Origin of the sequence: Bradyrhizobium sp. Arg237L, from assembly GCF_029990105.1 — a bacterium.
Classification (GTDB): Bacteria; Pseudomonadota; Alphaproteobacteria; order Rhizobiales; family Xanthobacteraceae; genus Bradyrhizobium.
This window is the reverse complement of sequence record NZ_JAQMIL010000097.1, coordinates 14,879-33,083: the sequence shown is the minus strand read 5'-3', so window position 1 is coordinate 33,083 and position 18,205 is coordinate 14,879. Positions and strand designations below refer to the sequence as shown.

The window sequence follows — 18,205 nt, the reverse complement described above, 5'->3', positions numbered from 1 at the left end:
GTGCTTTTTGTTGCACGGGACCCATGGGTGCAACCGGCACCCGGCTTTCCCTGCGCCCTCTGTTCAATGAGGAGGGTGGAAGGCGACGCAAACCTCGGGCGCAAAGCTCCGCGAGAACGCGGACTCACATCCTCACGCTATTTGACAATCGAATCAGGACTCACCCCGTCATTGCGAGCGCAGCGAAGCAATCCATTTTGCCGCTTGTGGAGACATGGATTGCTTCGCTTCGCTCGCAATGACGGCGTCGTCCCGTTTTTCGCGGGGACGACAATCGTAGGATGGGTAGAGCGCAGCGAAACCCATCATTCGTGCGGCTTGCTCCTTCGCGATGGGTTTCGCTGCGCTCTACCCATCCTACGGCACAATCACCGCAGCACGATCCACGCCGGTGCGTGGTCGCTTGCGCCTTCCTCGCCTCTGATGTCGCGGTCGACGCCGGCCTTCGTCAGACGCGGCGCGAGCACAGGACTGAGCAGCAGATGATCGAGTCTCAGCCCGGCATCGCGCGGCCAGCGGTTGCGCTTGTAGTCCCAGAAGGTGAACATCGGCTTTGCCGGATGCAGCGTGCGGATCGCGTCGCACCAGCCCTGGTCGACGAGCGCCTTGAAGGCGGCGCGGCTCTTCGGCTGGATCAATGCATCCTTGTCCCACGAGCGCGTCGGATAGATGTCGAGCTCGGTCGGCGCGACATTGTAGTCGCCGGCGAGCACGACCGGGACATCCTCTTTGAGAAGCTTAGCGGCATGCGCGCGCAATCGCCTGAACCAGACCAGCTTGTAGTCGAATTTCGGCCCGGGCTGCGGATTGCCGTTCGGCAGATAGAGGCTGGTGACGATGATGCCCTTGACCGCGGCCTCGATATAGCGCGCCTCGTGATCGGTGCGATCGCCGGGCAGGACGGTGCGGATCAATACCGGCTCGGCTTTTCGCGCGAGGATCGCAACGCCGTTCCAGGTCTTCTGCCCCTGCCACACCGCGCCGTAGCCGGCCTTTTCGATCGCGGGCAACGGAAACTCGCTGTCGGTCGCCTTCAGTTCCTGCAGGCTGACGACATCGGGTTTTGCCGCGCGCAGCCAGCGCAAGAGGTTCGGCAGGCGGCGGTTGATGTTGTTGATGTTGAAGGTCGCGATCTTCATGTGTCGAGACGACCGCGATCCGCCCCGAGCCGATCAGGTCGGAGTGCTGCTGGAATCGGCCGGCGGTGGCGGCTCCTCCGCGGGATTGCCGCCTTTGTAGATGCGCGCATAACGCGGACCGAGGCTGGTCAGCACCTCATAGCCGATGGTGCCGAAATGATGCGCGAGTTCGTCGACCGTGATGCCTTCGCCGATCAGGGTGACCATGTGGCCGCGCCGCACGGCGTTCTTGTCGAGTTCGGTGATGTCGACGGCGATCAGGTCCATCGAGATGCGACCGGCGATCGGGCAGCGCCTGCCGGCGACCACAACGTCGGCGCCGCGGGTGCCGTCGTTCGAGCTCGCCGCGCGGAAATAGCCGTCGGCATAGCCGACCGAGATCACCGCCAATCGGGTTGGCCGCCGCGCGGTCCAGGTGCCGCCATAGCCGACGGTCTCGCCGCGATCGATGTGGCGGATCTGCACGATGCGGGCCTTGAGATCGACCACCGGCCGCATCGGGTTGTCGGCCTCGGGCGTCGGGTTGACGCCGTAGAGCGCGGCTCCCGGCCGCACCAGCTCGAACTGGAATTGGGGACTGAGGAAAATGCCGGAGGAATTCGCAAGCGACGCCGGCACGCCGGTGAACAGGCTCGCGATCTCGCGGAAGGTCGTAAGCTGCCTGGCGTTGATCGGGCTGTTGAGCTGCTCGGCGGCGACGAGGTGGCTCATCACCAACGTGATGCCGTGATCGCCGGCGTTGATGCGCGGGATGATGCCTTGCGCCTCGTTGATCGTGAACCCGAGCCGGTTCATGCCGGTGTCGATGTGAACAGCGGCGCCGCCCGACCAGCCGGAGCGACGGCAGAACACGTCCCATTCGGCGAGTTCGTTGAGGTCGCCAATCACGGGCTGGCAGTCGAACTTGGCGTAGCTGTCGCCGGTGTTCTGGAAGAAGCCGCCGAGCGCATAGATGGTGGCGGACGGCACCGCCTCGCGGACAGCGCGCGCCTCTTCGATATTGGCGACGAAGAACGTCTTGCAGCCGGCGGCGGCCAATGCCCGCGAAACCTGCGCAGCGCCGCAGCCATAGCCGTCGGCCTTCACGACGGCGCCGCATTCGGCCGGAACCGCGGTCTTCTCGAGCCTGCGCCAATTGGCGATGATGGCGTCGAGATCGACGGTCAGGATGCCCGTGGCGGTCGGAGGCACCGCGAGCTGGTTTGCGTCGGACGCAAGCTGCGCGCCCTGCGGGATCGATTTCGGATCGGAAGCGACGTTCATGGAGCCGTTTTACGCAGGCGGCAGCAATGGTTCAACCGCGCATCAATAAGACCGATCCGGCACTTGACCGTCATGGGCGAGATCGCCGAACCGTGTCACGCTGGCTTCGAAGTGCAGTTCGACCGAGCCGGTCGGGCCGTGGCGCTGCTTGCCGATGATGACTTCGGCCTTGCCGTGGGCGAGGTCCATGTCAAGCTGCCATTTCTCGTATTCCGGCGTGCCCGCGCGCGGTTCCTTGTTGGCGAGGTAATATTCCTCACGATAGACGAACATTACGACGTCGGCGTCCTGCTCGATCGAACCGGATTCACGCAGGTCGGAAAGCTGCGGACGCTTGTCGTCGCGGTTTTCCACCTGGCGCGAGAGCTGCGACAATGCGATCACCGGGACGTTCAATTCCTTCGCCAGCGCCTTCAGGTTGGTCGTGATCTCCGTGATTTCCTGGACGCGGTTGTCGGTGCCGCGCTTGCCCGATCCCGACAGCAGCTGAATGTAATCGATGACGATGAGGTCGAGACCCTTCTGTCGCTTCAGCCGCCGCGCCCGCGCGGTCAGTTGCGAGATCGACAGGCCGCCGGTTTCGTCGACGTAGAAGGGCAGGGACTGCAGCTCGATCGAGCATTCGCGGATCTTCTCGAAATCCATCTCGGTGATGCCGCCGCGGCGGATGTGGCTCGAGGGAATGCCGGTGCGCTCGGCGAGAATACGGGTGGCGAGCTGCTCGCCCGACATTTCGCAGGAGAAGAAGCCGACCGCGCCGCCGTGGACCGCCTTGATGCTGCCGTCGGCCTGCACTTCGCCCTCATAGGCCCTGGCGATGTTGTAGGCGATGTTGGTCGCGAGCGAGGTCTTGCCCATGCCGGGGCGGCCGGCGACGATGATGAGGTCCGACGGCTGCAGGCCGCCCATCTTGGCGTCGAGGTCGCGCAGGCCGGTCGAGATGCCCGACAGCTTGCCGTCGCGTTGGAACGCTTTCGCGGCCATGTCGACGGCAAGCGTCAGCGCTTGGGAGAAGCGCTGGAAGCCGCCGTCATAGCGGCCGGTTTCGGCGAGTTCGTAAAGCTGCCGCTCGGCGTCCTCGATCTGGGCGCGCGGTGCGAAATCCACCGGCGCGTCGAAGGCGACGTTGACCATGTCCTCGCCGATTCGGATCAGGTCGCGTCGCAGCGACAGGTCATAGACGGTCCGGCCATAGTCCTGGGCGTTGATGATCGTGGTCGCTTCGGCGGCGAGGCGGGCGAGGTATTGGGCAACCGTCATGCCGCCAATGTCGGTCTCTGCCGGCAGGAAGGTCTTCAGCGTCACGGGGGTCGCCACCTTGCCCATGCGGATCAGGCTACCGGCGGTCTCGTAGATCGTCTGGTGGAGCGGCTCGAAGAAGTGTTTCGGCTCCAGGAAATCGGAGACGCGGTAGAAGGCGTCGTTGTTGACCAGGATCGCGCCCAACAGGCCCTGTTCCGCTTCGATATTGTGCGGCGCGCTGCGATAGGCCGGGGTTCCCGGCTCGGGCGCGAGCTTCAGGACGTTCGAATCAGTTGCCATGGACGGAATTATTCTTCGGATTTCGCCGTTATTGGGATTCCCGGAAGCAGGGGCGGCGATAAAGCGCCACCGCTGTCGGAAGCGGAAGTGCCCATGCGCCTTATTCACGATTCACACAAGCGAAGTGTGAATCACGTAGCAGCGGTGCACGATGCTTGACGGATTTCAGGGGCGGGGCGGCGAGTCGCGAGGAATGTTTTTGGGCAGGCTGAACCTAATTCCGCCTGGACGAACCAACATCCAAGGGAACGGCGCGCGTCGGGCCCTCTATCTCAGGTGAGGATGAGATAGGCGAACGCAACCAAAGCGGCGACGATGCCCACAGCGATCAGGGCGTAGTCGGTTTTGAGGTCGCGCGGCGGATCGAACAAGGATCTGTAGGTCTCGTGGGACATGGGGGTGGTCTACGCCCAAACCGCCCGCCCACCTTGTGAACCAGTTCACATGGGAATGATTTTTATTGCGGCAGGGTAGGCGGGAACGGACCAAAGGGTTTCGGGTTAGTTAAAGCGATGAGCCAGCGATTTCATATCCGGCGATCGGACCAGGGCGACCGGCGGTGGCTGTCGATGCTGATCGACGCCATGGAGGAGGCGTCTCGTCCGGAAATCCGCAATGTTCCCTGCGACAAGCAGGTGCTCGCCGCCGTCGAAGCGCGACTTGCGCGCCCGGCCGTAGCCTATCCCTGTTACGGCTCGGCCTTCAGCTTTCGCAACTGAACCTATTCGCCCGCCAATTGCAGCCGCGGCCGCGCGCGCTGCTCGATGCCGCGGAGCTTGGCCTCTTCCTGGCCGATATAGTCGCGGGTGATCGGCACGACGCCCTGCCGCTTGGTGAGCTGGAGCTGGAAGTTCATCATGTTCTGCTTGCGGAACGACATTTCGGACGCCGCCAGATAGAACTCCCACATCCGCGCAAAGCGCTCGTCGTAGAGGCGGACGGCCTCTTCGCGCCGCGCCATGAAACGCTCACGCCATGCCCTCAAGGTCTCGGCATAGTGCAGTCGGAGGATCTCCATGTCGCAGACCAAGAGCCCGGCCTTCTCGATCGCGGGCATGACTTCGGACAGTGCCGGGATATAGCCGCCGGGGAAGATGTATTTCTCGATCCAGGGGCTGGTGACGTCAGGCCCCGTGGACCGGCCGATCGAGTGCAGCACCATCACGCCGTCGTCGGTCAGCAACTCGGCGCAGCGGCGGAAAAAGGTCTCGTAGAAGTCGACACCGACATGTTCGAACATGCCGACCGAGATGATGCGGTCGAACGGGCCGGGGATGTCGCGATAGTCCTCGAGCAGGAAGCGCGCCGATTGCGAGAGGTTCTTCTCCGCCGCCCGGGTGTTCGAAACCTGGAGCTGCTCGGTGGAGAGCGTGACGCCGGTGACGTCGGCGCCGGTCATCTCGGCAAGGTAGAGGCCAAGCCCACCCCAGCCGGAACCGATATCGAGCACGCGCTGGCCCGGCCGCACCAGGAGCTTGGCGGCGAGATGGCGCTTCTTGGCGAGCTGGGCGTCGTCCAGCGTCGCATCCGGCGTCTCGAAATAGGCGCAGCTATATTGCTTGTCGGCGTCGAGGAAGAGGGAATAGAGCCGGCCATCGAGGTCATAGTGGTGAGCGACGTTGCGCCTCGACCGGCCTCGCGGATTGAATTGCCAGATGTGCCTTCCGAGATAGCGCAGGAGCCATTGCGGCTTGGCCCAGCGCGGCAGCATGTCCGGCTGATCCATCAGGATCGCAAGCGCATCCGCAATCGAGCCGTTCTCGACGACGAACGTGCCGTCCATATAGGATTCACCGAGACTGAGCTCGGGATCGAGCAACACCCAACGCTCCGCGGCTGCGGTCAGGAACCGCACCGGAACCGGCTGCCCGGCGCCGTCGCCGCACGTGAACTTTGCCCCGCTTGCGGTCGTGACCGAAAGCGCGCCACGGCGAACGAACTGCCCCAAGAAATAACGCAACAAACGGTCCATAGAAGCACCACAGAGCGACCGGCCGTTTACCCTGACGCGCAGTGGAACAGATGGTTCCAATGTGAGTCAACATCACTGTAGGGGTGATCGGGGGGAAGCGCTATTGCGTTGTAGTCAAAGCGGATATTCCCGAATGTGACAATTGCGTGGATGCGTCACAACTGCGCTTCCATTCGCCCGATAATCGGCTAAAAGGGGCGCGCCGCAACCGGATCGAGCAGGGCCGGGTGGCGTTTCCACGATCAGGAGAATGGGGGATGTTGGGCCGAGCGCTCATTTTCGCGACGGTGATTCTTGTTGTCGCCGGCCTTGCGGCGAACTCGACGCATGCCCAGCCGACCAATCTGGAGGCCGGCAAGAGCCCCTCGCAGATCTTTGCCGGCACCTGCAGCGCCTGCCACAAGTCGGCGCGCGGCCTGCTCAAGAGCGTCAGCGCTTCGGCGCTCCCGGGATTCCTCCGCCAGCACTACACCACGAGCAGCGACATGGCCTCGCTGCTGGCGTCGTATCTCGTTTCCAACGGCGCCAGCGATACGCGATATCAGGGCCGGCAGGAACAGACCAAGCACGGCAAGGGTGCGAAGCAGCAGGAAGCCGCGCGCCCGGCCAGCTCGCCCGAACCGGAGCGGCCTAGCCGCAGGTTCTTGTTTCCATGGAGCACGCCCGAGCCCGCCCCCGATGCGCAGCAGGCCGCCAAGCCTGATGCTGACGGCCTCAATCCACAAGGCGAGGGTAGGCGGCATGGTCGCAACGCCAAGCGGCCGCAGCAGCCGAGCGAGGCGGCAACTGACGCGGCCAGCCCGGAGCAGGCAACCGAGCCCAAGCCGGCCGCAAAACAAAAGATGGGCAAGCGCGGCAAGCCCAGCGAGGAACCTGCCAGACAGGCCGAGCCAGCCGTGGAAGAGACGCCGAAGGGCGAGGCCGCCAGGGTTGAATCGAGGGAGAGTGGCGGCAGCGAGCCAGCACCGCCGCGGTCGGATCCAGTTCCACCGGTGACGCCAGCGCCGCCAGCAGCCGCTGCAGCTCCGAGCGCTCCGGAACCGTCCGCAAGCCCGTCTGCGGCTACTCCGGCGGCTCCTGCAGCTTCGCAGTGACGGCGTCCGCGCCGTCCTCATTGCCGCCATCCCAGTCGGCTAGACCGACCAGTCCGCCGATACATCCTGTCTCGCGATAGGCTCACCCAAGGCGCATTTCCGCGCCAAGGCCAAACTTGACCATCATTAGAGTGTTACTCTAGAGTGGAGCTCCAGAGAGGTGGAGCATGGCAACCACGGCGCGAGAGGACTTGTTGGCCGCAGGTCTTGCAGTCTTCGACCGCGATGGGTTTGAGGGCGCGACGGTTGCGGCCATCCGAACCCATGCACGGGCCTCCAACGGCAGCTTCTTCCACTTCTTCGGATCGAAGAAGGCGCTCGCCGGCACCCTGTTCCTGGACATCCTGCAGCGCTATCACGCCGCCATGCTCGCGGTGCTTGATCGATCCTGCGGCGCGCGGGACGGGGTCGGGCGGCTGATCCGCGCCCATCTCGACTGGGTCGTCCTCGACCGGCGCGAAGCACGCTTCCTGTTCGAGATATCCCGCAGCGAATGGAGCGATGAGCTTCGTGACGCGCAGCGCAGGGAGAATGTGCGGCTCGCTGACGGGATCGAGAATTGGCGGGCGCCGCTGCTTGCAAGCGGCGAGCTATTGCCGATGTCGCCAACCGTTTTCATCAGCCAGATCATCGGGCCCGCGCAGATCTTTTGCCGCGCCTACCTGTCGGGCCGCGATCGCGGCGATCCGAGGGAGCAGGCCGATATGCTGATTGGCTGCGCGATCCGCGCCGTTGCCGCTCCCGGCGCAGCGGAGAGAAGTGGAGATACGCCATGACAGAGGATTTGGATCGCGACTTCACGCCGATCGCGAAGCGCATCCGCGACAATGTCGGTCGCCAGGGATTCATGAATCACGTCGGCGCCGAATTGTCCGAGCTCGCCCGCGGCACCTGCACCATCGAGGTCGGGCGGCGGCCGGAGCTGTTGCAGCAGCACGGCCTGTTCCACGGTGGCGTCACGGCGTTTCTGGTCGACAACGCAACCACCATCGCGGCCGCGACCACGCGCGGCCAGGCGGCGCTGACGGCCGAATACAAATTGAACCTATTGTCGCCAGCGTCCGGCGATCGCCTGATCTGCCGCGCGCGCGTGATCAAGCCGGGACGGCAGGTCGCCGTCGTCGCGGCCGACGTGTTCTGCGTCATTGACGGCAAAGAGAAGCACACCGCGACCGCGCTCGCTTCGATCGCCATGCTGGATGAGAAGGCGGCGGCCCGAAGCGAAAGCCCGGCCTGATCGAGGCCGGGCTTTGATCTTGCCGTAAACGAAGAGGCTCACTTTTCCTCGGCAGCCGGCGCCGGCTCCACCGGCTCCTCCTGCTGCGCTTCCGGATCGAAGAACTCGCCGGCGGCGGCAAGCGCCTCGGCTGCGGCGTCCTGGTCTTCCCGGCGGCTCGAGATGTCCTCGCCGCGCTTGATGCGCTCGGCTTCATCCGCGCTGCGCGCGACGATGACGGTGACGCTGGTCTCGACCTCGGGGTGGACGGCGATCGTCACCTTCTGCTGGCCGATCACCTTGATCGGCGAGTCCAGCCAGACCTGCGGCCGGCTGACGATGATGCCGTCGGTCGCCAGCGCCGTGACGATGTCGCGCACCGAAACTGAGCCGAATAGCTGACCGCTTTCGGAGGCTTGGCGAATGATCATGATCTCGCGGCCGTCGATCTTCTCGGCCACCTTGCTGGCTTCGGACTTGGCCTGAAGATTGTTGGCCTCGAGCTCGGCCTTCATGCCTTCGTACTTGGCGCGGTTATCGGCGGTGGCGCGCAGCGCCTTGCCGCGCTTTAGGAGGAAATTGCGCGCAAAGCCGTCGCGGACCTTCACGACCTCGCCCATCTGGCCGAGCTTGGCGACACGTTCCAAAAGAATGACTTCCATATTGCTTCTCCTTCAATCTTGGTTTGGGTTGATCGGTTGAATTCAGGATGCAGGGAGCGGTGGCGGCCTGGTCCGTAGATAGCGTTGGCGCAATCCGAACAGCGCGTCGGCTATTCCGAGCACCACCATCGCCATCACCGGCCAGGTGAAGATCACAACCACGGCATAGGCGCAGCTCAGCCAGAGTGTGCGGCTATTGAGCGATTGCGTCACCGTGTGCAGCACGGCGAAACCGGTGAGCGCATAAGCCGCCATCAGGGCGGTGGTCGTGACCTGTGCGAGGATGGCCAACAGGCCGCTCGTGAAGCAGAAGGCGATGGCCACGCACGAAGCCACCAATGTCATTGCCGGGAGCGCAGTCGCCCGCAGTTCGGGCCACGGGCGTCGCAGGCGGCCCGAGGTCGCCGTGATCAGGGTCGCCAGCCAGAGATTGATCGTCAGCGATATCATGGTGACGATGACCGCGGCGAGCGGTGCGACAGCCACCATAGCGTCGACCACGCGTTCCATGTCGGCGCTCGCTGTCACCATGCGCGAGTCCAGAACCCGCATCAGACCGCGCTTCATGGCACCCGCGATGCTGGCGGCGTCGGTGCCCAGCGTGAGCAGGGCCGCCATCGTGGTGAGCACGGCAAAGCCTGCAATCCAGAGCAGGATACGGCCGACCGGATACCATTCGAGATTGGCGGTCGCCGGAGCGGGCCCGCCAGTTGGGCTCGGCTCGGCAACCGGGCGTCCCAGTAGCGCGAGGTACCCGAGCCACCAGGCCGGCAGCGCAACCATGATGACAAAGGTGATGCAATAGGACAGGCCGAAGATCGCGCCGAGGCCCAACGCGGCCGCAATGCCGCCAATACTTGCCGTGAGCGGACCCCAGCCGAGCCCTGCCATCATCAATGGCAGCGGCGCCAGCCAGAACAGCAACAGTGAGATCATCGCGCCCGAAATCATCGAGGCGAACATCAACGCCGACGCGCAGCCGGCAGCGATAGCAATGAACAACATCACGATCATCAGCTGTCCCGCTCCTTTCGAGCGGTTAGAGGTCCTGCTTGAGAACCCCAACCATCGGCGACCGGACGACCCGGAAGCCTTATGAGCAAATGGTCCGCAGCGCGCGAGGTGCTGCGGACCGGATTGATTAGCGAATCACGTAGGGCAAGAGGCCGAGGAAGCGCGCGCGCTTGATGGCGCGGGCGAGTTCACGCTGCTTCTTGGCGGAAACGGCCGTGATGCGGCTCGGCACGATCTTGCCGCGCTCGGAGACGTAACGCATCAGCAGCTTGGAATCCTTGTAGTCGATCTTCGGCGCATTCGCTCCCGTGAACGGGCAGGACTTGCGGCGACGGAAAAACGGACGGCGGGCACCGGCTTCAGCCATGATTCTTACTCCTCGGTCGCAGCTTCTTCATCGCGCGGACGGCGCGGGCCGCGGTCGCCGCGGAATCCACCGCCGTCGCGATCGCCACGGAAGCCGCCACCCTCGCGGTCACCGCGGAAGCCGCCGCCGCGATCATCGCGCTCACGGTCACGGTCAGCCTTGCGCATCATCGCCGACGGGCCTTCCTCGAGCTCCTCGACGCGGACGGTGAGATAGCGGATGACGTCTTCGCTGATCCGCTCCTGGCGCTCGATCTCGCTGATTGCGGAAGAGGGCGCGTCCAGGTTCATCAACACGAAATGCGCCTTGCGATTCTTGTTCATGCGGTAGGTGAGGGAGCGCACGCCCCAATTCTCGGTCTTGGTAACCTTGCCGCCGGCCTGTTCGACGATACCGGTCATCTGCGCGGTCAGCTCGTCAACCTGCTGGGTGCTCGCGTCCTGGCGCGCGAGAAAAACATGCTCGTAAAGAGGCATGGATGTCCTTTCTAGTGTTGGCGCGGTTCCCGGCGACAAGCCCTTCGAGACCTTCGGAAAGGACTCGATGCTGCTCAGAAGGCGGAAGCACGGGACGACGGGCCGACTGGCCCTGCCACATCAAAATCAACGAATGAAATTGCTGAGACCGTCCGTTCAGCTCCCGGCCGGGACCCACGGATGGCGGGCTTTATAAGGATTTTGCGCGTTTTGGCAAGGTTGCCGGGCGAGGTTTTTGGCGTCTTGGCGGGCCTATCTGCGCCGGATCGGTTCGTCCAGCTCCGTCTTGATTTATTTGTTTGTCTATCATACAAATAATCGAGGAGACGTTCAATGGCAGCCCAAGCTGCGTCCGAATCGCCAGCCGGCGACCCCAAGCATGCCGTTCGCGCCACGCGCGCGGCCGGGCGCAAAATGCGTTCGCTGCTGCTCGACGCCGCAAGCCGCCTGTTCAAGGAACAGGGGCTCGCCGGCGCCTCGACCACCGATATCGCTGCGGCCGCGGACGCCTTTCCGAGCCAGATCACCTACTACTTCCGCACCAAGGAAGCGCTCTTCGTCGAGGCCGCCTGCCGCGACATGCTCTATGTGGCGCGCGCGGCGGAGGAGGCTGCGCTGCGGGCGGAGACGCCGCGGGACTACACGCGTGCGCTGGTCGAGACGGTGACGGCGACCGATTCGGTCGCCTTCTTTGCGGAGGCGCTGACCCTGACGCGGCGCCGCCAGGATCTCGCGCCGCTCGTGGAGCGGACCATCGAGCGGCTGCACAGCCAAGGGCTGCGCGCCTATGCGGGGCAGATCGAACGGCACGGCTGGCGCACGCTGCGCGACCCCGCCGCGACCTCGCGGCGGTTCTGGGCAGTTGCGATCGGCGTCATCCTCGAAGGCTATGCGATGGGCCGCTCGGCGGAGGAGCTGTGCAGCGAAATGCTGCGCGTGCTCGGCGAGCAGGCCACCACCACATCCAGCGCCGAGAACACGCGCCTGCGCCTGGTCGGCGATCCCAGCACATCCACTTCCACCTCTCGCGACGAGGAGACTTCGCCATGACCGCGCTTCGCATCCGCGCCCGCGACTTCCTGACCGAGGATCAATTGATCGCCGTCCGCCAGCGCTCGACGTTGAAGGGCATCGCGCTGATTGCGCATGCCTGGGCGCTGATATCAGGCGCGATCGCGCTGGTGGCCTGGTGGCCGAATCCGCTGACATATCTCCTCGCCGTCGCGATCATCGGCTCGCGGCAGCTCGGGCTCGCGATCCTGATGCACGACGGCGCGCATGGATGCCTTTCAGCGGACGAGAAGACCAACCTGACATTGAGCCAGTGGTTTTGCGCCTATCCGATCTTTGCGGAGACGCGCGCCTATCGCCGCTATCACCTGCAGCATCACGCGCGGACGCAGCAGGAGGATGATCCCGACCTCGTGCTGTCGGCGCCGTTTCCGATCACGAAGATGAGCTACCGGCGCAAGTTCATTCGCGACATCACCGGCCAGACCGGCTATCAGCAGCGCAAGGCGCAACTGCTCAATGCGCTCGGGCCGAAGCAATGGCCCTGGCGGCAGCGTGCCGCGCATTTCTGGGAGAAGCTCGGGCTGCAATTCATCGTCAACGGGCTCCTGTTTGCAGGGCTTGCGGCTGCTGGCGTGTGGTGGGCTTATCCACTGCTATGGCTGGTTCCGCTGCTCACCTGGATGATGGTGATCACGCGCATCCGCAACATCGCCGAGCACGCCGTCGTTCCTGACAGCCACGATCCCCTGCGCAACACCCGGACCACGCACGCCGGCTTCCTCGAGCGGCTGTTCATCGCCCCCTATTACGTGAACTATCACCTCGAGCATCACCTGCTGTTCTATGTCCCGTGCTACAACCTGCCGCGGGTTCACCGCATTCTCAGCGAAAGCCGGCACGCCGGCCACATGGAGGTGCAGCCGGGCTATCTTGCGGTGCTGAGACTGGCGACCGCAAAGCCGGATCATGAGGATCGGCCGGGGCAATTGGTGAGCAGCGCACGCCGGGCGAGGGCCGGCGCGGAAGTAGGCGCGGACCAGAGGGCCGGCGGGTTCTAGGGGAAAGTCCCCATTTCAATGCCGCAACGCGGCTTGACATCCCAGCCCCGGACGGTGTCTTACGCGCCCGTCCAGAGCATGATCCGGAAGAAGCGGAAACCGGCTTTCCCGGAGATCATGCCCAAACAGCTTGGGAGCGCCATGACGGCAGCATTCACTTTTCCGGGGCAGGGGTCGCAGGCAGTCGGCATGGGCAAGGCCCTCGCCGATGCCTTTCCGGTGGCCCGGGCGGTGTTCGACGAGGTCGACGCCGCGCTGGGAGAGAAGCTGACCGGGATCATCTGGGACGGTCCGGCTGAAACCCTGCAGCTCACCCAGAATGCCCAGCCGGCGCTGATGGCGGTCTCGATCGCGACGCTGCGGGTGCTGGAGACGGAGGCCGAATTCTCGGTCGGCCGCGACGCGGCCTATGTCGCGGGCCATTCGCTCGGCGAGTACTCGGCACTGGCCGCCGCCGGCAGCCTCAGCGTCAGCGATACCGCACGCCTGTTGCGTACCCGCGGCCTTGCGATGCAGAAGGCGGTGCCCGTCGGCGTCGGCGCCATGGCCGCGCTGCTCGGCCTCGACTATGAGGCGGCGATGGCGGTCGCCGAGGAAGCTGCCCAGGGCCAAGTGTGCCAGGCTGCCAATGACAATGGCGGCGGACAGGTTGTGGTTTCCGGCGACAAGGCCGCCGTCGATCGCGCGGTCGAGATCGCCAAAGGCAAGGGCGCCAAGCGCGCGATGCTGCTGCCGGTGTCGGCTCCGTTCCATTGCAAGTTGATGCAGCCGGCGGCCGACGCCATGGCCGAGGCGTTGTCCGGCGTCACCATCAAGGCGCCGGCCGCGCCGCTGGTCTCGAACGTGCTGGCGACCGCCATCACCGATCCCGACGAGATCCGCCGCCGGCTGATCGAACAGGTCACCGGCACGGTGCGCTGGCGCGAGTCGGTCGCCTATATGGCAAGCAAGGGCGTGACGCGCTTCTTCGAGATCGGCGCCGGCAAGGTCCTGACCGGACTGGTCAAGCGCATCGCCGATGGCGCGGTAGGAGTTTCCGTCGGCGGTCCCGTTGATATCGCGGCCGCCAAGGATGCATTGGCCGCTTCGGCCTGAAGCATGATCGGGAAAAGTGAGTACCGGTTTTCCCTCCGACAAACGCGATGCGTTTGCGCGCAGATCATGCTCTAAGAGAGCCGAGAGGAGATAGTAATGTTTGATTTGACGGGCAGGACCGCGCTGGTCACCGGCGCCACCGGCGGCATTGGCGGCGCGATCGCACAGGCGCTGCACGCGCAGGGCGCAACCGTTGCGATCTCGGGCACGCGGCGCGAGGTGCTGGATGCGTTTGCAGCCAAGCTCGGTGAGCGTGTTCATGTCCTGCCGTGCAATCTCTCCAACAGTGCCGAAGTCGAGGCATTGGTGCCCGCAGCGGAGACCGCGCTGGGGCAGGTCGACATCCTCGTCGCCAATGCGGGAATCACACGCGACAATCTGTTCGTGCAGTTGCGCGACGAGGATTGGGATGAGGTGATCGCGATCAACCTGACGGCGACCTTCCGCCTCGCGCGCGCCGCCACCAAATTGATGATGCGCAAGCGCTTCGGCCGCATCATCGCCATCACCTCGATCGTCGGCGTCACCGGTAATCCCGGCCAAGCCAACTACACCGCGTCGAAGGCCGGTATCATCGGCCTGATCAAGACGCTGGGCGCCGAATATGCCAAGCGCGGCGTGACCGCCAATTGCATTGCGCCCGGCTTCATCAAGACGCCGATGACGGATGCGCTGAACGACAAGCAGCGCGAGGCCATCCTGGCAAAGGTTCCTGCGGCGCGACTCGGAACGTCCGAAGACATCGCCGCCGCAGCCGTCTACCTCGCTTCCAATGAGGCCGCCTACGTGACCGGACAGACGATTCACGTCAATGGCGGAATGGCCATGTTTTGAGCGGGTTACCGGAGCGTTTTTGCGTGGCGGAATGCCCTACCGGCGACCGGGCGGGGCTTATAGTCAAGACTAGGGAATTATGATAACCGAACCAGCCGCGGATGGGCAAAGAACGCCATTGCAGGATGTTGAAACCCTGTATATTGGCGTGGCGACGCCTGCCGTTCGCCGGGACTTAGTCGGCCACGACCGCCGAATCAAGACTATGCGCGACAGCTTAGGGAAACTACACGACCACGATGGCTCGTATCGTCTGGGGGTCGGGTCCAATGGAACAAGCACGAGGGTGAACGATGAGTGAGATTGGCGAGCGGGTAAAGAAGATAGTGGTCGAGCACCTTGGCGTCGAGCCGGAGAAGGTGGTCGACAGCGCAAGTTTCATTGATGACCTCGGCGCTGACAGTCTCGACACCGTCGAGCTCGTGATGGCATTTGAAGAAGAATTTGGTTGCGAGATTCCCGACGACGCCGCGGAGACGATCCTGACGGTCGGCGACGCGACCAAGTTTCTCGAGAAGAACGCGAAAAGCTGACGCCCTTCGCGGTGCCGACGAAGCCGGACGGACCGTCATCAGGCGGTCCCCCGGTTTCTTGTTGTTGACCGCGCATTTCAGGACGGAGTTCTTGACATGAGACGTGTTGTCGTCACGGGGCTGGGCATGGTTACACCACTCGGCTGTGGCGTCGACACCAGTTGGGCACGTATCCTTGAAGGCCGCAGTGGGGCGCGCAGGATCGAGACCTTCGATGTCTCCGACCTGCCGAGCCAGGTTGCCTGCGTGGTGCCGCGCGGCGATGGCAGCGAGGGCACCTTTAATCCCGATCAGTGGATGGAGCCGAAGGACCAACGCAAGGTCGATGACTTCATCATCTTCGCGATGTGCGCGGCCAAGCAGGCGCTCGACGATGCCGGCTGGCATCCGGAGAGCGAAGAGGACAAGTGCGCGACCGGCACGTTGATCGGCTCCGGCATCGGCGGCCTCTCGGGAATCGCCGACACGGCGGTGCTGCTCAAGGAACGCGGTCCGCGAAAAGTGTCGCCGTTCTTCATTCCGGGCCGGCTGATCAATCTGGCATCCGGCTATGTCTCGATCGAGCACGGCCTGAAGGGGCCGAACCATGCGGTCGTGACCGCCTGCTCGACGGGCGCGCATGCGATCGGCGACGCCGCGCGGCTGATCGCGCTTGGAGATGCCGAGGTGATGGTGGCCGGCGGCGCCGAATCGCCGATCTGCCGCATCGGCATGGCCGGCTTCTGCGCGGCGCGCGCGCTGTCCACCGGCTTCAACGAGACGCCGACCAAGGCGTCGCGTCCCTACGACAAGGACCGCGACGGCTTCGTGATGGGCGAGGGCGCCGGCATCGTCGTGCTCGAAGAATATGAGCACGCAAAGAAGCGCGGCGCGAGGATCTATGCGGAGGTCGTCGGCTACGGACTCTCGGGCGACGCCTATCACATCACCTCGCCGTCGCCGGACGGAGACGGCGGCTTCCGCAGCATGTCGGCGGCATTGAAGCGCGCCGGCATGACGCCGTCCGATATCGACTACATCAACGCCCATGGCACCTCGACGCTGGTCGGCGACGAGATCGAACTCGGCGCGGTCGAGCGGCTGCTCGGCAATGCGGCGTCGAAAGTCTCGATGTCGTCGACGAAGTCGTCGACCGGACATCTGCTCGGCGCCGCCGGCGCGATCGAGGCGATCTTCAGCATCCTAGCGATTCGCGACAACGTCGCCCCGCCGACGATCAATCTCGACAATCCGTCGGTGGAGACGGCGATCGATCTCGTGCCGCACACGCCGCACAAGCGCGAGATCAATGTGGCGTTGTCCAATTCGTTCGGCTTCGGAGGCACTAACGCTTCCGTGATCCTGCAGCGTGTTATCAACTAGATCATGATCCGATTGATCGAATCGGATCATGATCTAACCTCTTTGTTTGGGCATGATGTCAGCGCAATACGCTGCGCGCGTTGTCCCAGCAGGCGAATTGGAGCCAGTTCACCGTTTTGCCGCAATCGCCGATGACTTCCAGGCGTGGGCGCATACTCGTATGGTATTGATTATATTGGCAGGACTTTAGATTTGTCAGGCCACGATTGAACCGGCAGGATTCAGGTCGAATCGATGAGTGAGAGGCCGCCCATTTCACCGCGAAGCCCGCGCGCCGCGCTGGAGCCTGAACAGGTCCCGCCGCCGCCGAAACGGTCGGACCGTGCCCGCAATCCTTTCGTCGTGGTCGGCAACGCCATCATCACCCTCCTGATCCTTCTGATGATTGGCGCGGGCATAGCCTATTACTACGGAAAGCAGACCCTGGAAGCGTCGGGACCGCTGCAGGAGGACAAGATCGTCAACATTCCGCAGCGGGCCGGCAAGCGCGATATCGCCGACATCCTGCAGCGTGAGGGCGTGATCGACGTCAATCCCTGGGTCTTCATCGGCAGCGTGTTTGCGATGAAGGCGAGTTCCGATCTTAAGCCCGGCGAATATTCGTTCCAGAAGAGCGCGAGCCTGCGCGACGTCATCGGCACCATCGTCGAAGGCAAGGTGGTGCAGCATGCGGTTACCATTCCCGAAGGCCTGACCTCCGAGCAGATCGTGGCGCGGCTGTCGGACAACGACATCTTCACAGGTTCGGTGCGCGAGATACCGCGCGAGGGCACGCTGTTGCCGGAGACCTACAAATTCCCGCGCGGTACCACGCGCGAGCAGGTGATCCAGCGCATGCAGCAGACCCAGAAGCGCGTGCTTGCGGAAATCTGGGAACGCCGCAATCCGGACATTCCGGTCAGAACGCCGGAGCAACTCGTGACGCTGGCGTCGATCGTCGAGAAGGAGACCGGCAGGGCCGATGAGCGCAGCCGCGTCTCGGCCGTGTTCGTCAATCGTCTGCGGCAGAAGATCAAGCTGCAGTCGGACCCGACCATCATTTACGGCCTGGTCGGCGGCAAGGGAACGCTGGGCCGGCCGATCAAGCGCAGCGAGATCACCCAGCCGTCGCCCTACAACACCTACGTCATCGATGGCCTGCCGCCGGGCCCGATCGCCAATCCCGGCCGCGCGTCGCTGGAAGCAGCAGCCAATCCGGCGCGGACCCGAGATCTGTTCTTCGTTGCCGACGGCAGTGGCGGGCATGCCTTCACCGAGACCTACGATCAGCACCAAAAGAACGTGGCGAAGCTCCGTTCGATGGAAAAGCAGATCCAGAACGACACGGTTGAGCCAGCAGACGATCCGCCGCCGCCCGCCGCCAGCGCGCCGCCCGACACCAACCCGACTGCAACCACGCCGCCCAAGCCGCCGGCCAACTCGAAGAAGCCGGCAAGGCCGGCACGGCAGGGCGCGGCGCAGTCGACGACGTCGCCGCCCGTGGTCCAGCGCTGAGTCTGGACGTCGGCCACCGGCACGCGAACGTAATTCCACTTTCAGGGAAATCGGCCTAAGGTCGCACGCG

General features: G+C 64.2%; 20 protein-coding genes. 11 read left to right on the top strand and 9 right to left on the bottom strand.

Annotation, left to right across the window (positions count from 1 at the left end):
- Positions 1 to 368: 368 nt before the first annotated feature.
- From xth to OZ411_RS38630, 4 genes are all read right to left on the bottom strand, one after another.
- The gene (xth, locus tag OZ411_RS38645; protein ID WP_282532142.1) at positions 369 to 1,139 is read right to left on the bottom strand and encodes an exodeoxyribonuclease III; all 771 of its coding nucleotides are present in this window, start codon (positions 1,137 to 1,139) and stop codon (positions 369 to 371) included.
- 33 nt (positions 1,140 to 1,172) lie between these two features.
- Positions 1,173 to 2,402 carry an alanine racemase gene (alr, locus tag OZ411_RS38640; protein WP_282532141.1) on the bottom strand — a complete coding sequence of 410 codons (1,230 nt, stop codon included), beginning with the start codon at positions 2,400 to 2,402 and terminating at the stop codon, positions 1,173 to 1,175.
- Between the two features lie 42 nt (positions 2,403 to 2,444).
- Positions 2,445 to 3,944 (bottom strand): replicative DNA helicase, encoded by a 1,500-nt coding sequence (locus tag OZ411_RS38635; RefSeq protein ID WP_282532140.1) that lies wholly within the window; start codon positions 3,942 to 3,944, stop codon positions 2,445 to 2,447.
- Positions 3,945 to 4,216: 272 nt separating this feature from the next.
- Positions 4,217 to 4,339, bottom strand: coding sequence for a hypothetical protein (locus OZ411_RS38630; protein WP_256378872.1), 123 nt, complete (start codon positions 4,337 to 4,339; stop codon positions 4,217 to 4,219).
- A 174-nt stretch (positions 4,340 to 4,513) separates the two neighbouring features.
- On the opposite strand from OZ411_RS38630, the gene OZ411_RS38625 reads away from it, so the two are divergent.
- A complete protein-coding gene (locus OZ411_RS38625; RefSeq protein WP_165421499.1) occupies positions 4,514 to 4,663 on the top strand; it encodes a hypothetical protein in 150 nt (49 codons plus the stop codon).
- Positions 4,664 to 4,665: 2 nt separating this feature from the next.
- Here OZ411_RS38625 and OZ411_RS38620 read toward each other — a convergent pair whose 3' ends face one another.
- Positions 4,666 to 5,916, bottom strand: coding sequence for a cyclopropane-fatty-acyl-phospholipid synthase family protein (locus tag OZ411_RS38620; RefSeq protein WP_282532139.1), 1,251 nt, complete (start codon positions 5,914 to 5,916; stop codon positions 4,666 to 4,668).
- A 257-nt stretch (positions 5,917 to 6,173) separates the two neighbouring features.
- On the opposite strand from OZ411_RS38620, the gene OZ411_RS38615 reads away from it, so the two are divergent.
- The 3 genes from OZ411_RS38615 (at position 6,174) to OZ411_RS38605 (ending at position 8,247) form a co-directional block, all read left to right on the top strand.
- Positions 6,174 to 7,010, top strand: a complete 837-nt coding sequence (locus tag OZ411_RS38615; protein ID WP_282532138.1) for a hypothetical protein — start codon at positions 6,174 to 6,176, stop codon at positions 7,008 to 7,010.
- A gap of 167 nt (positions 7,011 to 7,177) precedes the next feature.
- On the top strand, positions 7,178 to 7,786 hold the full coding sequence (locus OZ411_RS38610; protein WP_282532137.1) for a TetR/AcrR family transcriptional regulator: 609 nt from the start codon (positions 7,178 to 7,180) through the stop codon (positions 7,784 to 7,786).
- Positions 7,783 to 8,247, top strand: a complete 465-nt coding sequence (locus OZ411_RS38605) for a PaaI family thioesterase (RefSeq protein WP_282532136.1) — start codon at positions 7,783 to 7,785, stop codon at positions 8,245 to 8,247. The genes OZ411_RS38610 and OZ411_RS38605 overlap by 4 nt, the downstream gene beginning before the upstream one ends.
- Before the next feature lie 38 nt (positions 8,248 to 8,285).
- Here the strand turns inward: OZ411_RS38605 and rplI are convergent, their stop codons facing one another.
- The 4 genes from rplI to rpsF form a co-directional block, all read right to left on the bottom strand.
- A complete protein-coding gene (rplI, locus tag OZ411_RS38600; RefSeq protein ID WP_282532135.1) occupies positions 8,286 to 8,888 on the bottom strand; it encodes a 50S ribosomal protein L9 in 603 nt (200 codons plus the stop codon).
- A gap of 42 nt (positions 8,889 to 8,930) precedes the next feature.
- Entirely contained in the window at positions 8,931 to 9,902 is a 972-nt protein-coding gene (locus OZ411_RS38595) for a DUF2232 domain-containing protein (RefSeq protein ID WP_282532134.1), read from the bottom strand.
- 127 nt (positions 9,903 to 10,029) lie between these two features.
- Positions 10,030 to 10,269, bottom strand: coding sequence for a 30S ribosomal protein S18 (gene rpsR / locus OZ411_RS38590; RefSeq protein WP_007592020.1), 240 nt, complete (start codon positions 10,267 to 10,269; stop codon positions 10,030 to 10,032).
- A gap of 5 nt (positions 10,270 to 10,274) precedes the next feature.
- Complete coding sequence (rpsF, locus tag OZ411_RS38585) at positions 10,275 to 10,745, bottom strand: 30S ribosomal protein S6 (protein WP_282532133.1); 471 nt, start codon at positions 10,743 to 10,745, stop codon at positions 10,275 to 10,277.
- Positions 10,746 to 11,078: 333 nt separating this feature from the next.
- On the opposite strand from rpsF, the gene OZ411_RS38580 reads away from it, so the two are divergent.
- The 7 genes from OZ411_RS38580 to mltG all read left to right on the top strand — a co-directional run bounded on the left by OZ411_RS38580 (position 11,079) and on the right by mltG (position 18,135).
- Complete coding sequence (locus tag OZ411_RS38580; protein WP_282532132.1) at positions 11,079 to 11,795, top strand: TetR/AcrR family transcriptional regulator C-terminal domain-containing protein; 717 nt, start codon at positions 11,079 to 11,081, stop codon at positions 11,793 to 11,795.
- The gene (locus tag OZ411_RS38575) at positions 11,792 to 12,817 is read left to right on the top strand and encodes a fatty acid desaturase family protein (RefSeq protein WP_282532131.1); all 1,026 of its coding nucleotides are present in this window, start codon (positions 11,792 to 11,794) and stop codon (positions 12,815 to 12,817) included. The genes OZ411_RS38580 and OZ411_RS38575 overlap by 4 nt, the downstream gene beginning before the upstream one ends.
- Before the next feature lie 141 nt (positions 12,818 to 12,958).
- Positions 12,959 to 13,912: an ACP S-malonyltransferase gene (gene fabD, locus OZ411_RS38570; RefSeq protein WP_282532130.1), complete on the top strand. Its 954-nt coding sequence runs from the start codon at positions 12,959 to 12,961 to the stop codon at positions 13,910 to 13,912.
- A 96-nt stretch (positions 13,913 to 14,008) separates the two neighbouring features.
- A complete protein-coding gene (gene fabG, locus OZ411_RS38565) occupies positions 14,009 to 14,746 on the top strand; it encodes a 3-oxoacyl-[acyl-carrier-protein] reductase (protein ID WP_130581066.1) in 738 nt (245 codons plus the stop codon).
- A 293-nt stretch (positions 14,747 to 15,039) separates the two neighbouring features.
- On the top strand, positions 15,040 to 15,279 hold the full coding sequence (locus OZ411_RS38560; RefSeq protein ID WP_002716125.1) for an acyl carrier protein: 240 nt from the start codon (positions 15,040 to 15,042) through the stop codon (positions 15,277 to 15,279).
- Between the two features lie 96 nt (positions 15,280 to 15,375).
- A complete protein-coding gene (gene fabF, locus OZ411_RS38555) occupies positions 15,376 to 16,641 on the top strand; it encodes a beta-ketoacyl-ACP synthase II (protein WP_130581065.1) in 1,266 nt (421 codons plus the stop codon).
- A gap of 234 nt (positions 16,642 to 16,875) precedes the next feature.
- Positions 16,876 to 18,135: an endolytic transglycosylase MltG gene (gene mltG, locus OZ411_RS38550; protein WP_130581064.1), complete on the top strand. Its 1,260-nt coding sequence runs from the start codon at positions 16,876 to 16,878 to the stop codon at positions 18,133 to 18,135.
- Positions 18,136 to 18,205 lie beyond the last annotated feature (70 nt).

Excerpts from the sequence above, each read along its gene's own strand:
- xth (WP_282532142.1), bottom strand. The coding sequence starts at position 1,139 with ATGAAGATCGCGACCTTCAACATCAACAACATCAACCGCCGCCTGCCG.
- rplI (WP_282532135.1), bottom strand. The coding sequence starts at position 8,888 with ATGGAAGTCATTCTTTTGGAACGTGTCGCCAAGCTCGGCCAGATGGGC.
- rpsR (WP_007592020.1), bottom strand. The coding sequence starts at position 10,269 with ATGGCTGAAGCCGGTGCCCGCCGTCCGTTTTTCCGTCGCCGCAAGTCC.
- OZ411_RS38635 (WP_282532140.1), bottom strand. The coding sequence starts at position 3,944 with ATGGCAACTGATTCGAACGTCCTGAAGCTCGCGCCCGAGCCGGGAACC.
- OZ411_RS38610 (WP_282532137.1), top strand. The coding sequence starts at position 7,178 with ATGGCAACCACGGCGCGAGAGGACTTGTTGGCCGCAGGTCTTGCAGTC.
- rpsF (WP_282532133.1), bottom strand. The coding sequence starts at position 10,745 with ATGCCTCTTTACGAGCATGTTTTTCTCGCGCGCCAGGACGCGAGCACC.
- OZ411_RS38575 (WP_282532131.1), top strand. The coding sequence starts at position 11,792 with ATGACCGCGCTTCGCATCCGCGCCCGCGACTTCCTGACCGAGGATCAA.
- fabF (WP_130581065.1), top strand. The coding sequence starts at position 15,376 with ATGAGACGTGTTGTCGTCACGGGGCTGGGCATGGTTACACCACTCGGC.
- OZ411_RS38620 (WP_282532139.1), bottom strand. The coding sequence starts at position 5,916 with ATGGACCGTTTGTTGCGTTATTTCTTGGGGCAGTTCGTTCGCCGTGGC.
- OZ411_RS38595 (WP_282532134.1), bottom strand. The coding sequence starts at position 9,902 with ATGATCGTGATGTTGTTCATTGCTATCGCTGCCGGCTGCGCGTCGGCG.
- fabG (WP_130581066.1), top strand. The coding sequence starts at position 14,009 with ATGTTTGATTTGACGGGCAGGACCGCGCTGGTCACCGGCGCCACCGGC.
- OZ411_RS38625 (WP_165421499.1), top strand. The coding sequence starts at position 4,514 with ATGCTGATCGACGCCATGGAGGAGGCGTCTCGTCCGGAAATCCGCAAT.
- OZ411_RS38605 (WP_282532136.1), top strand. The coding sequence starts at position 7,783 with ATGACAGAGGATTTGGATCGCGACTTCACGCCGATCGCGAAGCGCATC.
- OZ411_RS38630 (WP_256378872.1), bottom strand. The coding sequence starts at position 4,339 with ATGTCCCACGAGACCTACAGATCCTTGTTCGATCCGCCGCGCGACCTC.
- OZ411_RS38560 (WP_002716125.1), top strand. The coding sequence starts at position 15,040 with ATGAGTGAGATTGGCGAGCGGGTAAAGAAGATAGTGGTCGAGCACCTT.
- alr (WP_282532141.1), bottom strand. The coding sequence starts at position 2,402 with ATGAACGTCGCTTCCGATCCGAAATCGATCCCGCAGGGCGCGCAGCTT.
- fabD (WP_282532130.1), top strand. The coding sequence starts at position 12,959 with ATGACGGCAGCATTCACTTTTCCGGGGCAGGGGTCGCAGGCAGTCGGC.
- OZ411_RS38615 (WP_282532138.1), top strand. The coding sequence starts at position 6,174 with ATGTTGGGCCGAGCGCTCATTTTCGCGACGGTGATTCTTGTTGTCGCC.
- OZ411_RS38580 (WP_282532132.1), top strand. The coding sequence starts at position 11,079 with ATGGCAGCCCAAGCTGCGTCCGAATCGCCAGCCGGCGACCCCAAGCAT.
- mltG (WP_130581064.1), top strand. The coding sequence starts at position 16,876 with ATGAGTGAGAGGCCGCCCATTTCACCGCGAAGCCCGCGCGCCGCGCTG.